This is a genomic window from Paraburkholderia bannensis, from assembly GCF_014200455.1.
Lineage (GTDB): Bacteria > Pseudomonadota > Gammaproteobacteria > Burkholderiales > Burkholderiaceae > Paraburkholderia > Paraburkholderia bannensis_A.
Map to the genome: position 1 here is coordinate 154,737 of NZ_JACHBW010000003.1, position 14,309 is coordinate 169,045.

Genomic DNA, 14,309 nt, shown 5'->3' on the forward strand with positions numbered 1-14,309 from the left:
AGACATGGCATGCGTCGCGGCCGGCGAAGACAAATTTGCCGGCCGCGACGCTTTTTCAATTCGTGCAGCGTAGCCGTTCGTTGTGAGCGGCGGCGCGCGCGAGGTGTAAATGGGTTTTTCGATGCAAAGCGAAACGCAATCCCCGACCAGCAATAGTCAGATCGTGTCCAATGAACCGATCCTCGGCGGCCACGCGCTGCGCCGCAAGTCGCACGCCGTGCACGTGCGCTGGGGCGGTCAACTGGTGACCATCGGCGGCGACGCACCGGTGCGCGTGCAGTCGATGACCAATACCGATACCGCTGATGCGATCGGTACCGCGATCCAGATCAAGGAACTCGCACAGGCCGGCTCGGAACTCGTGCGTATCACGGTCAATACGCCGGAAGCGGCAGCAGCCGTGCCGCACGTGCGCGACCAGCTCGACCGCATGGGCGTGATGGTGCCGCTCGTCGGCGACTTCCACTACAACGGCCATCTGCTGCTGCGCGACCATCCGGCTTGTGCGGAAGCGCTCTCGAAGTACCGTATCAATCCGGGCAACGTGGGCCAGGGCGCCAAGCGCGACACGCAGTACGCGCAGATGATCGAAGCGGCTATCAAGTACGACAAGCCGGTGCGCATCGGCGTGAACTGGGGCAGCCTGGATCAAGACCTGCTCGCGCGCATGATGGACGAAAACGCGGCGCGCAGCGTGCCTTGGGAAGCGCAGAGCGTGATGTACGAAGCGCTGATCCAGTCGGCCATCGGCTCGGCGGAACGTGCGGTCGAACTGGGTCTCGGCCGCGACAAGATCATTCTGTCGTGCAAGGTCAGCGGCGTGCAGGATCTGATCGCCGTGTACCAGCAACTGGCGAAGCGTTGCGATTTCGCGCTGCATCTGGGCCTCACCGAAGCGGGCATGGGCTCGAAGGGCATCGTCGCATCGACGGCTGCGCTTTCGGTGCTGCTGCAGCAGGGCATCGGCGACACCATCCGAATCTCGCTCACGCCGGAACCGGGCGGTCCCCGCACGGGCGAAGTGGTGGTCGGCCAGGAAATCCTGCAAACCATGGGGCTGCGCTCGTTCACGCCGATGGTCATCGCGTGCCCGGGTTGCGGCCGTACGACCAGCACGCTGTTCCAGGAACTCGCTTCGGAAATCCAGGGCTATCTGCGCGCGCAGATGCCGGTGTGGCGCGAGGCCTATCCGGGCGTCGAAACCATGAACGTGGCCGTGATGGGCTGCATCGTCAACGGCCCGGGCGAATCGAAGCACGCGAACATCGGCATCAGCCTGCCGGGTTCGGGCGAAAACCCGGCCGCACCGGTCTTCATCGACGGTGAAAAGGTCAAGACGCTGCGCGGCGAACGCATCGCAGAAGAATTCCAGCAGATCGTGAGCGACTACGTCGCGCGCAAGTACGGCAAGGCACAAGCCTCGGCCTGAGCGCCCGCCGCGTATCGGGCGCCGCCGCGTGACGCGCGCGCTTGATACGGACAACCGACCATCGACATTCGCACAAAACGTATCGCAATGACTGAACAGAAAAGAAAGCCCGAAAAGCTCACCGGTGTGAAGGGCATGAACGACATCCTGCCGCAGGACGCAGGGCTGTGGGACTTCTTCGAAACGACCGTGAAGTCCATGCTCCGTTCGTACGGATACCAGAACATCCGCACGCCGATCGTCGAGCACACGCAGCTTTTCACGCGCGGCATCGGTGAAGTGACCGATATCGTCGAAAAAGAGATGTACAGCTTCACCGACGCGCTCAACGGCGAACAGCTCACGATGCGCCCGGAAAACACCGCGGCGGTCGTGCGCGCGTCGATCGAGCACAACATGCTCTACGACGGTCCGAAGCGTCTGTGGTACATCGGCCCGATGTTCCGTCACGAGCGCCCGCAGCGTGGCCGCTATCGCCAGTTCCATCAGGTGGGCGTGGAAGCGCTGGGCTTCGCGGGCCCGGATGCGGACGCGGAAATCATCCTGATGTGCCAGCGTCTGTGGGACGACCTCGGTCTGACCGGCATCAAGCTGGAGATCAACTCGCTGGGTCTGGCCGAAGAGCGCGCCGCGCACCGCGTCGAACTCATCAAGTACCTCGAACAGCACGTCGATCTGCTCGATGAAGACGGCAAGCGTCGCCTGTATACGAACCCGCTGCGCGTGCTCGACACCAAGAACCCCGCGCTTCAGGAAATGGCCGACAAGGCGCCGAAACTGATCGACTTCCTCGGCGAGGAATCGAAGGCGCACTTCGAAGGCCTGCAGCGCATCCTGAAGTCGAACAACATTCCGTTCAAGATCAATCCGCGTCTGGTGCGCGGTCTCGATTATTACAATCTGACCGTGTTCGAATGGGTGACCGACAAGCTCGGCGCGCAGGGGACGGTGGCGGCCGGCGGCCGTTACGATCCGCTGATCGAGCAGCTGGGCGGCAAGCCCACGGCCGCGTGCGGCTGGGCGATGGGCATCGAGCGCATTCTCGAACTGCTCAAGGAAGAGAACCTCGTACCGGAAGCCGAAGGCTGCGACGTGTACGTCGTGCATCAGGGCGAAGCCGCGCGCGAGCAGGCGTTCATCGTCTCGGAGCGTCTGCGCGACACGGGTCTGGACGTCATCCTCCATTGCAGCGCGGACGGCCAGTCGGCCAGCTTCAAATCGCAGATGAAGCGCGCGGATGCAAGCGGCGCGGCGTTCGCAGTGGTGCTCGGCGACGACGAAGTGGCGCAGGGCGTGGCCGGTGTGAAGGCGCTGCGTGGCAGTGCCGCAGAGGCCCGCAGCGAGCAACAAACGGTAGCCTTTGAGGACTTGACCGAATATCTGATCAATGCGATGGTTGCATCCGCCGAAGACGGCGAGGACTGATCGCACCGCGCAGATCGGGCGTATTTGATCAAGTTGGTGGCGCGCCGCTTTGTCCGCATTGCCCTGCATTGACCGGCGTGGCGCGCCCGAAAACAGGCTTCAAAATAAACGAGGAATCGCTACGCGATGAGTTACCACGACGAACAGGAATCGATCGAGAGTTTCAAGGCATGGTGGACGCAGTGGGGCAACGCGACCACGTGGCTCGTGCTGATCGTTCTGCTCGCGCTCGCGGCGTGGAATGGCTGGAACTTCTGGCAACGCCGTCAGGCAGCCGAAGCGGCTGTGCTGTACGACCAGGTCCAGCAGGCTTCCACGGGCGGCGACAAGGCACTGCTTACGCGCGTTGCCAGCGACATGGAAGACCGCTTCGGCGGTACGGCGTACGCGCAGATGACCGCGCTCACGGTTGCGAAGTCGCTGTATATGGCGGGCGACACGGCGGGCGCGAAGGCGCAACTGCAATGGGCCGCCGACCACGCGAAGGACGAGGAATTCCGCCAGATCGCCAAGCTGCGCCTTGCATCGGTGCTGCTCGACGAGAAGGCCTACGATCAGGGTCTCGCGTTGATTCCGCAACCGGATTCGGGTCCGTTCAAGGGTGTCGTGGCCGATGGCCGCGGCGACCTGCTCGCGGCGGCCGGCAAGCGCGACGACGCGCGCACGGCCTACAAGCTCGCGCTCGACAGCCTGCCCAAGACCGACGCCTCCGAGCGTCAACTGGTCCAGTTCAAGCTCGACGCGCTGGGCGGCTAACGCGCTGCTGCCGTTGAACGCAACATCATTCAATCAACTCCATTCATGCTTCGCTCACCGATGAATCTGCTGAAACGATCCGTTGTGCCCCTCGCTTGCGCGATGACCGTTCTCGCACTGGCGGCTTGCTCGTCGACCAAAGACGAGCGCCGCGTGCCGGTGCCGCTGACCGAGTTCAAGCCGGTGCTGGACGTCCAGCAGGTGTGGAAGGCTAGCGTCGGCAAGGCCGGCCGCTATCTGTTCTCGCCGGTTGCTGTGGGCGACAACGTCTACGCTGCAGGCGCCAATGGCTCGGTCGCGAAGATCGACGCGCAAACGGGCAAGGAAGTCTGGAGTGTCAAGCTCAAGGACGACCTGTCGGCGGGCGTGGGCAGCGACGGCAACCTGACGGCCGTCGGTGGCCTGAAGGGCGATGTGTACGTGCTCGATTCGAACGGCAAGCTCTCGTGGCAAGCCAGGGCGCCGGGCGAGATCATCTCGCCGCCGCTGGTCGGCAACGGACTCGTGGTGGTGCGCACGATCGACGGCCAGGTGGTCGCGTTCAACGCTCAGACGGGCGAGCAGAAGTGGGCGTATCGCAACCGCGCCGTGCCGCTGAATCTGCGCGTCTCGGCCGGCATGACCTTCGCGGGCGACCAGGCGGTGCTCGCGGGCTTCCCGGGCGGCGCGTTCTCGGCGATCAACCTGCAAAGCGGCGACGCTTTCTGGGAAACGCCGGTCTCGTATCCGAAGGGCGTGACGGAAGTCGAGCGTATCAATGACGTGAGCGGTCCGCCCACGCTGATCGGCGCAACGACTTGCGCAGTCACGTTCCAGGGACAGCTGGGCTGTTTCGACGCCAACTCGGGCCGTCCGATGTGGGAAAAGCCGTTCTCGAGCACGAGCGGCATCGCCCAGGACGACACCGCGGTGGTCGGCGGCGACGACTGGTCGGTGGTGAAGGCCTACAACGTCGCAACCGGCGCGCAGACGTGGAGTACCGACAAGCTCAAGAACCGCGACGTCAGCGTCCCGGCGATGCTGGGCCACGCGGTGGCGGTGGGCGACTACCAGGGCTACGTGCACTTCCTTTCGCTCGACGACGGCAGCTTCGTCTCGCGCGTGAAGACCGACGGCAGCCCGATCACGGCGGCGCCGGTGCTGGCCGGCAACACGCTGGTGGTGCAGACGAAGGACGGCGACCTCTACGGTCTGCGTCCGCGCTGATCGAACCCTGACACCCGGCGGTGCGCCGCCGGGTGTCGCTTCGAGGGGCCGCGCCCGCGGGCGGCGGCCTCTTGTGTTTTTCCGGCGTGCATCGGTGGAGTCTTGCTGCATGCCGCCCGCGAACCCCATGAGACGACGGATGGCCGGGGCGGCTACACCCGGTGTTCCAGTCGAACGCCGAAGCGCATGGGCCGCTTCGGGCTGGTCGGTGCGAAATAAGCTATCGCACTGGGGCCGGCAATCGGGCGCTCGGCCCGATTCGTGATAATTTGCAACTATTGCAGCATCTGCGGGCACTCATAGCAGACGCTTGCCGCGCAGCGCGCCGGACGTCCCGGCGCCGCGCCTTACTGTAGAAAAGATCAGATGAAACCCGTAATCGCCCTCGTCGGGCGCCCCAATGTGGGGAAATCCACGCTCTTCAACCGGCTCACGCGTTCGCGCGATGCGCTGGTGGCTGATTTGCCCGGTCTCACGCGCGACCGCCACTATGGCGAAGGACGCACGGGCGATCGCGCCTATCTGGTGGTCGACACCGGCGGTTTCGAGCCGGTCGCCAAGGATGGCATCCTGCACGAAATGGCGCGCCAGACGCGCCAGGCGGTCGAGGAAGCCGACATCGTCGTGTTTATCTGCGACGGCCGTAACGGCCTCGCGCCGCAGGACAAGCACATCGCCGATTACCTGCGCAAGACCGGCCGCCCGATCTTCCTGGTGGTCAACAAGGCCGAAGGCATGAAGTACAGCACGGTGGCTGCCGACTTCTATGAACTCGGTCTGGGCGATCCGCGCGCGATCTCCGCGGCGCACGGCGACGGCGTGACGGAAATGATCAACGAGGCGCTCGAACAGGCCTACGCCGATCGTCCGGAACTGGACGAGGACGACGTCGGCAAGCATGGCGTCAAGATCGCCATCGTTGGCCGTCCGAACGTGGGCAAGTCCACGCTCGTCAATACGCTGATCGGCGAAGACCGCGTGATCGCGTTCGACATGCCGGGCACGACGCGCGATTCGATCTACGTGGACTTCGAGCGCAACGGCAAGAAATACACGTTGATCGACACGGCCGGTCTGCGCCGCCGTGGCAAGGTGTTCGAAGCGATCGAGAAGTTCTCGGTCGTGAAGACGCTGCAGTCGATCGCCGACGCCAACGTGGTGATTCTGCTGCTCGACGCGCACCAGGAAATCTCGGACCAGGACGCGCATATCGCGGGCTTCGTGGTCGAGCAGGGCCGCGCGCTGGTGGTGGGCGTGAACAAGTGGGACGGCATGGACGATCACGCGCGTGAACGCACCAAGCATCACCTGCAACGCAAGCTCAAGTTCCTCGACTTCGCGGAAATGCGCTTTATCTCGGCGACGGAAAAGTTCGGTATTGGCCCGCTGATGCGCTCGGTCGACGACGCCTATGCCGCCGCGATGGCCAAGCTGCCGACGCCGAAGCTCACGCGCGCGCTGATCGAGGCAGTCGAATTCCAGCAGCCGCGCCGTCGCGGCCCGGTTCGTCCGAAGCTGCGCTATGCGCACCAGGGGGGGCAGAACCCGCCGATTATCGTGGTCCACGGCAATGCGCTCGACGCGGTCACGGAAACCTACAAACGCTATCTGGAGAACCGCTTCCGGGAAACTTTCTCGCTGAAGGGCACTCCATTGCGCATAGAGTTTCGTTCTTCGACGAACCCCTACACCGAAAAGAACTGAGCTGTGTCCGCTACCGCGCATTGACGCACATAATGGCGCGATCAGGCCGTCTGGCCGGGCCGCCGCCAGCGTCGCGGGGTAACGAGAATCAGCTATAGTGTAGCGATTGGTGGTGGATTTCTTTTTCTTCACCCCAATATAAGTTAAACCTGCAAAAAAATACGGAGTTTGCTATGAGCAACAAAGGGCAACTGTTACAAGACCCGTTTCTGAACGCGCTGCGCAAGGAGCACGTGCCTGTTTCGATCTACCTGGTCAACGGCATCAAGCTTCAGGGGAACATTGAATCGTTCGACCAGTACGTCGTGTTGCTCCGTAATACGGTTACGCAAATGGTTTACAAGCACGCCATTTCCACGGTGGTCCCGGCCCGTCCGGTGAATTTCCACCCGGATTCGGAAGCGTCCTGACCCATGACGCGGCCGGTCCGGGGTGCCTCGCAGGCGCTTCGAGACCGGCCGTTTCCATTTTGATACCAGCTAATTTGATCAACGCCGCACTTGTCGGCATCGACTTCGGTAAGACCGACTTCGAAGCCAGCCTCGAAGAACTCAGCCTGCTCGCCAAAAGCGCGGGCGCCACGCCCGCTGTCACGCTCACCGGACGCCGTTCCAGCCCCGACGCCGCCATGTTCATCGGCAGCGGCAAGGCCGAGGAACTGCGTCTCGCCTGTGAAGCGAACGACATCGAAATCGTCATTTTCAATCACGCGCTGTCGCCCGCCCAGCAACGTAATCTGGAGCGCGCACTCGGCCGCCGCGTGGTGGACCGCACAAGCCTCATTCTCGACATCTTCGCGCAACGCGCACGCAGCCACGAAGGCAAGCTGCAGGTCGAACTCGCCCAGCTCCAATACCTCGCTACGCGCCTCGTGCGCGCCTGGACTCACCTTGAGCGTCAGAAGGGCGGTATCGGTCTGCGCGGCCCGGGCGAAACGCAGCTCGAAACCGACCGTCGACTGATCGGCGAGCGCATCAAGATGCTGCAGGGCAAGCTCGCCAAACTGCGCCGTCAGCACGGCACGCAGCGTCGTCAGCGCGAACGCACGCGCACCATGAGCGTGTCGCTCGTCGGCTATACGAACGCGGGCAAGTCCACGCTCTTCAATGCGCTCACCAAGGCGCAGGCCTACGCCGCCGACCAGCTGTTCGCCACGCTCGACACGACCTCGCGGCGCGTGTGGCTCGGCGACGAAGTCGGCCAGATCGTGCTGTCCGATACCGTGGGTTTCATCCGCGAACTGCCTCACCAACTGGTGGCGGCTTTTCGCGCGACGCTACAGGAAACCGTGCAGGCCGATCTGCTGCTGCACGTGGTCGATGCGTCGAGCGCGGTGCGTCTGGACCAGATCGATCAGGTCAACGACGTGTTGCACGAGATCGGCGCCGATACCATCCGTCAGGTGCTGGTGTTCAACAAGATCGACGCCGTGCCCGAACTGGCGGCCCGAGGCGGGACGGTCGAGCGGGACGAGTATGGTAATATTTCGCGCGTCTTTTTGAGCGCGCGCACGGGCGTCGGACTGGATGCGCTGCGCGCCGCCATTGCCGAAATCGCGACTGCCGAACCGCTCGTCGAGCCGTCGCAGCCGCAGGCCGCCGCCGACTGGAGTCCGCTGTCGCACGAACCCAGCAGGGAACCCGAGCACGGCCGCTGAACCCAAACCGGCAGCGCCCGGCGTCGCCCTTGGGGCGCGCGGGCGCACTTCCACGCACATGACCCGCTGTCTACTCTGGTGAACGAACACAGGTGAACGATTACAACAAGCGGACTGGCTGGCGCACGCGTGCCATTTTCTCGCTGAACGACCCGCGATGGGGCCGCGGCGAGGGCAATGGCCAGCGTAACGACGACACACGGCGTCCCCCAGGTAATAACGGCAACAACGGTGGCGGCCAGGGCGACGGTCCGCCTGATCTCGACGAAATGTGGCGCGAGTTCAATCGCCGCCTGTCGTCGTTCTTCGGCAAGAAGGGCAAGGGGCCTGGCGGCCTCGGTCCGCGTCCGGACAACGGTCATGGCGCACGCATCGGCGTGGGCATCGTGCTGGGCGTGCTGATCGCCATTTACGTGGGCAGCGGCGTGTTCATCGTTCAGGACGGCCAGGCCGGCGTGGTGCTGCAGTTCGGCCAGTATCGCCACAGCGTCGGTCCCGGCGTGCATTGGCGCATGCCGTTCCCGTTCCAGGCGCACGACATCGTGAACGTTGGTCAGATCCGCAGCGTCGAGATCGGCCGCAACAATCCGGTGCGTCCGTCCGGCGTGAAAGACGCGTCCGTCATCACGCATGACGGCGACATTCTCGATGTGCGTCTGATCGTCCAGTACCAGGTCAAACAGCCTACCGATTACCTGTTCCGCAGCGTCGATCCCGATCTCACCGTGAGCCAGGCCGCACAGGCGGCCGTGCGCTCGGTGGTGGGCGCGCATAGCACCAACGATCTGCTTTACGCGGACCGCGAACCGATCCGCGCGCAACTCGCCGATACGATCCAGCACGCGCTCGATCAGTACAAGACGGGGCTTGGCGTGGTGGGCGTGACGATCCAGAGCGTGGCCGCGCCCGATCGCGTGCAGGCCGCCTTCGACGACGAAGCCAAAGCCCATCAGGACCGCGAACGCTCGAAGCGCGACGCGCAGGCTTATGCCGATCAACTCCTGCCGCGCGCGCAAGCCGACGGCGCCAAACTGATCGACGACGCCCGGGCCTATAGCGACCGCGTGGTCGAGCAGGCGCAGGGCGACGCCCAGCGCTTCAACAGCGTCTACGAGCAGTACGCGAAGGCTCCGGCCGTGATTCGCGAGCGCATGTACCTGGATACGATGCAGCATATCTACTCGAATACGACGAAGGTGTTCGTCGACAGCAAGTCGGGCAATAACGTGATCTATCTGCCGCTCGACAAGATCGTCGACGCGACGCGTCAGCGCGCGGCCGCAGCGGTGGCGGCGTCGAGTGCAGCGACTGCCGGTGCGCCCGCGGCGAACGGCGCAAGCGACGCGAACGGCAATGCGGCTTCCGCACCCGCGGTGAATAGCTCGAACAACGATTCGCAGCAGAACGCCCAGCCGCAGAGCGCATCACAAGGCGCACAGCAGCAGGGCGCTGCGCCGGCGACTTCGGCCAGCGACGCCGCGCAGGCTGCCAGCGACGCCTTCCGTTCGCGCGACGCGCTGCGTTCGCGCGGTCGCGAAGACGACGTGCAATAAGGGGCGCCGACATGAACAAGATCATTGCGTTCGTCGTTGCCTTCGTGGTGGTGGTGCTGGTGGCGTCGTCGTCGGTGTTCGTCGTCGATCCGCGCCACGTGGCCGTGGTGTCGTCGTCGGGCGGCTCGAAGGCCTCGCTTGCCGAGCCGGGCCTGCATGTGAAGCTGCCGCCGCCGTTCCAGACCGCGACTTTGCTCGACACCCGCATCCAGGCGTTCGATGCGCCTGACGCCGACCGCTACACGACTTCGGACAAGACCGAACTGCTGGTGAACCCGGTCGTGCGCTATCGCATCGGCGAGCCGCTCAAGCTTTTCGCGGCCACCAAGGGCGATCCGCAGACGCTCGCCGATCGTCTCGCTTCGCTGTCGCGCGACGCACTGTCCGACGCGTTCTCGAAGGTCACGCTCACCGACGCGCTCGCGCAGCAAGAAGCCATCGCCAGCCGCGCCCGCGACGAGTTGAAGGCCGCTGCCGCGCCGCTGGGCATCGAGGTGATCGATATCGAACTCACGCGCATCGACTATCCGAGCGAACTCGCCGACGTGGTCTACAAACGCATGAGCGCCGCGCGCGAGCAGGCTGCCGCCGACGAGCGCGCCAAGGGCGCGGCCGAAGCACAGCAGATCAAGGACGATGCGCAGCGCAAGCAGCAAGGCGCGATCGCCGATGCGTACAGCCAGGCGCAGGCCATCAAGGGCGAAGGCGATGGCAAGGCCGCCTCGATCGCAGCGCAGGCGTTTGGCCGCGATCCGGACTTCTACCGCTTCTACCAAAGCATGCAGGCATACCGCGAGAGCTTCAAGCCGGGCGACGTCGTCGTGGTCGATTCGTCGAGCGACTTCTTCCGCTTCATGCGCAGTCCCAATGCAGACGCGCCGTCGGCTCCCGCCGCACCGCGCAAACACTAAACGAGACACAGGCGTCGCGCGCGTGCGCGGCGCATTTTCATCGCATGGACATAGCCGGCTCCCTGTTGCTCGCGATCGCATTGATGCTGATTATCGAGGGCATGTTCCCGTTCGTCTTCCCGACGGCGTGGCGCGACACTTTCCGTAGAATTGCGGAACGGCCGCCGCATCACATCCGGATCGGCGGGCTGATCGTGATGGGACTCGGTCTCGTGCTGCTGATGCTCGCCACCTGAATTCAAGGCGTGCGCCGCGAGGCGTTCGCCGTTTCTATCGTCCGGCCCGCGCAGGGCGTGCGTTCGCGCGCGTTGTCGTTGCGTTTTAACGCTGCATTACCGTTGCAGCCTTCGCGCGGCCCTTATCGTCGTAGGATTTCCCCGATGTCGACCTGGTTACTCCCCGAGAATATCGCCGACGTGCTGCCGTCCGAGGCGCGCAAGATCGAAGAGCTGCGCCGCCGCCTGCTGGACCGCTTCCGCGCTTACGGCTACGAAATGGTCATGCCGCCGCTGCTCGAATACATCGAGTCGCTGCTGGTCGGCAGCGGGCGCGATCTCGATCTGCGCACCTTCAAGCTGGTCGATCAGCTGTCGGGCCGAACGCTCGGCCTGCGTGCCGACATGACGCCGCAAGTGGCGCGCATCGACGCTCACCTGTTGAATCGTCAGGGCGTGACGCGCCTGTGCTACGCGGGCAATGTGCTGCATACGCGCCCGCGCGGCCTGCACGCCACGCGCGAGCAGATCCAGATCGGCGCTGAAATCTACGGCCATGCCGGTCTTGAAGCCGACCTCGAAATCCAGCAACTGCTGCTCGACGCGCTGCGTCTCGCGGGCCTCACGAAGGTGCGTCTGGACCTCTCGCACGCGGGCGTGCTCGCGGCGATCTTCGAAGCCGATCCGGCGGCCGCCGCGCTCGGCGACGCACTGTATGAAGCGCTCGCAGGAAAGGACGTACCGCGTCTGGCCGAACTCACGGCCAGGCTGCAGCCGGTCTCGCGCGACGCGCTGCGCGCGCTGCCGTCGCTCTACGGCGACGCGAGCGTGATCGACGAAGCGCGCGAGCGTCTGCCGGCGCTGCCGGGCATCGCCCGCGCACTCGACGATCTCTCGTTCCTGATGGGCGAAATCGAAGGCGCGGAACTGATGCTCGACCTCGCCGATCTGGGCGGCTACGCCTATCACAGCGGCGTGATGTTTTCCGCGTATGTCGATGGGGTGCCGAACGCGGTCGCGCGCGGCGGCCGCTACGACAAGGTGGGCGAGGCCTATGGCCGCGCACGCGCGGCGACGGGTTTCTCGCTCGATCTGCGCGAAGTGGCGCGTATTTCGCCGGTCGAAGCGCGCAGCAGCGCGATCCTCGCGCCGTGGCGTCACGACGAGGCGCTGCGCGCCGCGGTCGTGGCCCTGCGCAACGGGGGCGAAGTGGTGATCCAGGCGCTGCCGGGGCACGAACACGATATGGACGAATTTGCCTGCGACCGCGTGCTGGTCGAGCGTGATGGCGCCTGGGTGGTGGAAGCGCGCAGCGCCTGAAATGCCCGCTGAATGGCGCAAAAACGGAGCGCGAAGGCGGCAGACAAGATGCGTCGCCAACCTGCATGCCGTTGAGTGCAAACGGAAATTCCGCGAATTTCGGGAAAAAATGGCGGCCTCGCCGCTGAACCCAGGTAGAATACGTTTTTAACCAGCTAACGAAACACCATGTCTGCCAGCGCAGTGAATGTAACCCCGGGACGCAACGTCGTCGTCGTGGGCACCCAATGGGGCGATGAAGGCAAGGGCAAGATCGTCGACTGGCTGACGGACCACGCGCAAGGCGTGGTGCGTTTCCAGGGCGGTCATAACGCCGGCCACACTCTCATCATCGGCGGCAAGAAGACCATCCTCCGACTGATCCCGTCGGGCATCATGCGCGCCGGCGTCGCCTGCTACATCGGCAACGGCGTGGTGCTCTCGCCCGAGGCCCTGTTCAAGGAAATCGGCGAACTCGAAGAAGCGGGCATCGACGTCCAGAAGCGCCTCTTCATCTCCGAAGCCACCACCCTGATCCTGCCGTACCACATTGCCATCGACCAGGCGCGCGAAGCCAAGCGCGGCGCCGCGAAGATCGGTACGACCGGTCGCGGCATCGGCCCGGCTTACGAAGACAAGGTGGCGCGCCGCGGCATGCGCGTGCAGGACCTGTTCGAGCCGGAAAACTTCGCTGCCCGTCTGCGCGAAAACCTCGACTACCACAACTTCGTGCTCACTCAGTATCTGGGCGCGCCGGCTGTCGACTATCAGCAGACGCTCGACACGATGCTGTCGTACGCCGACCGTCTCAAGCCGATGGTGACGGACGTTTCGCGTCGTCTTTATGACGTGAACAACGAAGGCGGCAACCTGCTGTTCGAAGGCGCGCAAGGCACGCTGCTCGACATCGACCACGGCACGTATCCGTTCGTCACGTCGAGCAACTGCGTCGCTGGCGCGGCTTCGGCAGGCGCAGGCGTTGGTCCGCAAAAGCTGAACTACGTTCTCGGCATCACCAAGGCGTACTGCACGCGCGTCGGTTCGGGTCCGTTCCCGAGCGAGCTGTATGACGCCGACAACGCCGATCGCCAGGAAGAAGTGGGCCTTACGCTTGCGAAGGTCGGCAAGGAATTCGGTTCGGTCACGGGCCGTCCGCGCCGCACCGGCTGGCTCGACGCCGCCGCGTTGCGCCGCTCGATCCAGATCAACGGCGTGACGGGCCTGTGCATCACCAAGCTCGATGTGCTCGACGGTCTCGAAGAAGTGAAGCTGTGCGTCGGCTACAAGGTCGATGGCAAGGATGTCGACATCCTCCCGCGCGGCGCTTCTCAGGTTGCAGCGTGCGAGCCGGTCTACGAAACGTTCGAAGGCTGGAAGGAAAGCACGATCGGCGTGACACAGTTCGACGCACTTCCGAAGAGCGCCCAGGCCTACCTCACGCGCGTGCAGGAAGTCGCTGGCGTGCCGATCGACATGGTTTCGACCGGCCCGGATCGCGACGAAACGATCCTGCTGCGTCATCCGTTCAAGGTCTAAGTGGCAAGAAGGTAGAAGCATAAGATGATTCAAATGACGGACCCGCGCAACGACGACAAACATCTGTGGGTAGGCTGGGACGAGTATCACCGGCTGATCGAACTGCTCGCGCTCAAGGTGCACGAGTCGCGCTGGAAGTTCGACCAGATCCTGTGTCTGGCTCGCGGCGGTCTGCGCGTGGGCGACCAGCTCTCGCGCATCTACGATCTGCCGCTGGCGATCCTCGCTACCAGCTCGTACCGCGAAGCCGCGGGCACGGAGCAGGGTGAACTGGACATCGCGCAGTACATCACGATGACGCGCGGCGAACTCTCGGGCAACGTGCTGCTGGTCGACGATCTGGTCGATTCGGGCGTCACGCTCGCGCGCGTGCAGGAGCACCTCAAGGCGCGCTACCCGGCGGTGACCGGCGTGCGCTCCGCGGTGCTCTGGTACAAGGGCTGCTCGAAGGTGACGCCGGACTATTTCGTCCAGCATCTGCCGACCAATCCGTGGATCCACCAGCCTTTCGAGGAATGGGACACGGTGCGACCGCACAACCTTGGCGCATGGATCAAGCGCGGTCTGCAGCAGGCGCAGCAGGATTCGCAGAAGTAATTGCGTTGTCCAGCGCAATCG

The 14,309-nt window shown here is 64.4% G+C and carries 13 protein-coding genes; all 13 read left to right on the forward strand.

Annotation, left to right across the window (positions count from 1 at the left end):
- The first annotated feature begins 109 nt into the window (after window positions 1-109).
- The 13 genes from ispG (at window position 110) to F4827_RS06485 (ending at window position 14,288) form a co-directional block, all read left to right on the forward strand.
- Window positions 110-1,429, forward strand: a complete 1,320-nt coding sequence (gene ispG, locus F4827_RS06425; RefSeq protein ID WP_183722964.1) for a flavodoxin-dependent (E)-4-hydroxy-3-methylbut-2-enyl-diphosphate synthase — start codon at window positions 110-112, stop codon at window positions 1,427-1,429.
- Between the two features lie 87 nt (window positions 1,430-1,516).
- A complete protein-coding gene (gene hisS / locus F4827_RS06430) occupies window positions 1,517-2,854 on the forward strand; it encodes a histidine--tRNA ligase (RefSeq protein ID WP_183722966.1) in 1,338 nt (445 codons plus the stop codon).
- A 126-nt stretch (window positions 2,855-2,980) separates the two neighbouring features.
- Window positions 2,981-3,610 carry a tetratricopeptide repeat protein gene (locus F4827_RS06435; protein ID WP_183722968.1) on the forward strand — a complete coding sequence of 210 codons (630 nt, stop codon included), beginning with the start codon at window positions 2,981-2,983 and terminating at the stop codon, window positions 3,608-3,610.
- Window positions 3,611-3,670: 60 nt separating this feature from the next.
- Complete coding sequence (bamB, locus tag F4827_RS06440; protein ID WP_183722970.1) at window positions 3,671-4,816, forward strand: outer membrane protein assembly factor BamB; 1,146 nt, start codon at window positions 3,671-3,673, stop codon at window positions 4,814-4,816.
- A 366-nt stretch (window positions 4,817-5,182) separates the two neighbouring features.
- Window positions 5,183-6,520 carry a ribosome biogenesis GTPase Der gene (der, locus tag F4827_RS06445; RefSeq protein ID WP_183722972.1) on the forward strand — a complete coding sequence of 446 codons (1,338 nt, stop codon included), beginning with the start codon at window positions 5,183-5,185 and terminating at the stop codon, window positions 6,518-6,520.
- A 173-nt stretch (window positions 6,521-6,693) separates the two neighbouring features.
- The gene (gene hfq / locus F4827_RS06450; protein ID WP_027814901.1) at window positions 6,694-6,930 is read left to right on the forward strand and encodes an RNA chaperone Hfq; all 237 of its coding nucleotides are present in this window, start codon (window positions 6,694-6,696) and stop codon (window positions 6,928-6,930) included.
- A gap of 74 nt (window positions 6,931-7,004) precedes the next feature.
- Window positions 7,005-8,177: a GTPase HflX gene (hflX, locus tag F4827_RS06455; protein ID WP_408585415.1), complete on the forward strand. Its 1,173-nt coding sequence runs from the start codon at window positions 7,005-7,007 to the stop codon at window positions 8,175-8,177.
- A gap of 92 nt (window positions 8,178-8,269) precedes the next feature.
- Complete coding sequence (gene hflK, locus F4827_RS06460; RefSeq protein WP_183722974.1) at window positions 8,270-9,730, forward strand: FtsH protease activity modulator HflK; 1,461 nt, start codon at window positions 8,270-8,272, stop codon at window positions 9,728-9,730.
- An 11-nt stretch (window positions 9,731-9,741) separates the two neighbouring features.
- Complete coding sequence (hflC, locus tag F4827_RS06465; protein WP_183722976.1) at window positions 9,742-10,641, forward strand: protease modulator HflC; 900 nt, start codon at window positions 9,742-9,744, stop codon at window positions 10,639-10,641.
- 44 nt (window positions 10,642-10,685) lie between these two features.
- Window positions 10,686-10,877, forward strand: a complete 192-nt coding sequence (locus F4827_RS06470; protein WP_103703968.1) for a DUF2065 domain-containing protein — start codon at window positions 10,686-10,688, stop codon at window positions 10,875-10,877.
- Between the two features lie 144 nt (window positions 10,878-11,021).
- On the forward strand, window positions 11,022-12,176 hold the full coding sequence (locus tag F4827_RS06475) for an ATP phosphoribosyltransferase regulatory subunit (RefSeq protein WP_183722978.1): 1,155 nt from the start codon (window positions 11,022-11,024) through the stop codon (window positions 12,174-12,176).
- 168 nt (window positions 12,177-12,344) lie between these two features.
- Window positions 12,345-13,691: an adenylosuccinate synthase gene (locus F4827_RS06480; protein WP_183722980.1), complete on the forward strand. Its 1,347-nt coding sequence runs from the start codon at window positions 12,345-12,347 to the stop codon at window positions 13,689-13,691.
- 24 nt (window positions 13,692-13,715) lie between these two features.
- Window positions 13,716-14,288, forward strand: a complete 573-nt coding sequence (locus F4827_RS06485; RefSeq protein WP_183722982.1) for a phosphoribosyltransferase — start codon at window positions 13,716-13,718, stop codon at window positions 14,286-14,288.
- The last annotated feature ends 21 nt before the right edge of the window (window positions 14,289-14,309 follow it).

Excerpts from the sequence above, each read along its gene's own strand:
- der (WP_183722972.1), top strand. The coding sequence starts at position 5,183 with ATGAAACCCGTAATCGCCCTCGTCGGGCGCCCCAATGTGGGGAAATCC.
- F4827_RS06470 (WP_103703968.1), top strand. The coding sequence starts at position 10,686 with ATGGACATAGCCGGCTCCCTGTTGCTCGCGATCGCATTGATGCTGATT.
- F4827_RS06480 (WP_183722980.1), top strand. The coding sequence starts at position 12,345 with ATGTCTGCCAGCGCAGTGAATGTAACCCCGGGACGCAACGTCGTCGTC.
- hfq (WP_027814901.1), top strand. The coding sequence starts at position 6,694 with ATGAGCAACAAAGGGCAACTGTTACAAGACCCGTTTCTGAACGCGCTG.
- ispG (WP_183722964.1), top strand. The coding sequence starts at position 110 with ATGGGTTTTTCGATGCAAAGCGAAACGCAATCCCCGACCAGCAATAGT.
- hisS (WP_183722966.1), top strand. The coding sequence starts at position 1,517 with ATGACTGAACAGAAAAGAAAGCCCGAAAAGCTCACCGGTGTGAAGGGC.
- hflC (WP_183722976.1), top strand. The coding sequence starts at position 9,742 with ATGAACAAGATCATTGCGTTCGTCGTTGCCTTCGTGGTGGTGGTGCTG.
- bamB (WP_183722970.1), top strand. The coding sequence starts at position 3,671 with ATGAATCTGCTGAAACGATCCGTTGTGCCCCTCGCTTGCGCGATGACC.
- F4827_RS06475 (WP_183722978.1), top strand. The coding sequence starts at position 11,022 with ATGTCGACCTGGTTACTCCCCGAGAATATCGCCGACGTGCTGCCGTCC.
- F4827_RS06435 (WP_183722968.1), top strand. The coding sequence starts at position 2,981 with ATGAGTTACCACGACGAACAGGAATCGATCGAGAGTTTCAAGGCATGG.
- F4827_RS06485 (WP_183722982.1), top strand. The coding sequence starts at position 13,716 with ATGATTCAAATGACGGACCCGCGCAACGACGACAAACATCTGTGGGTA.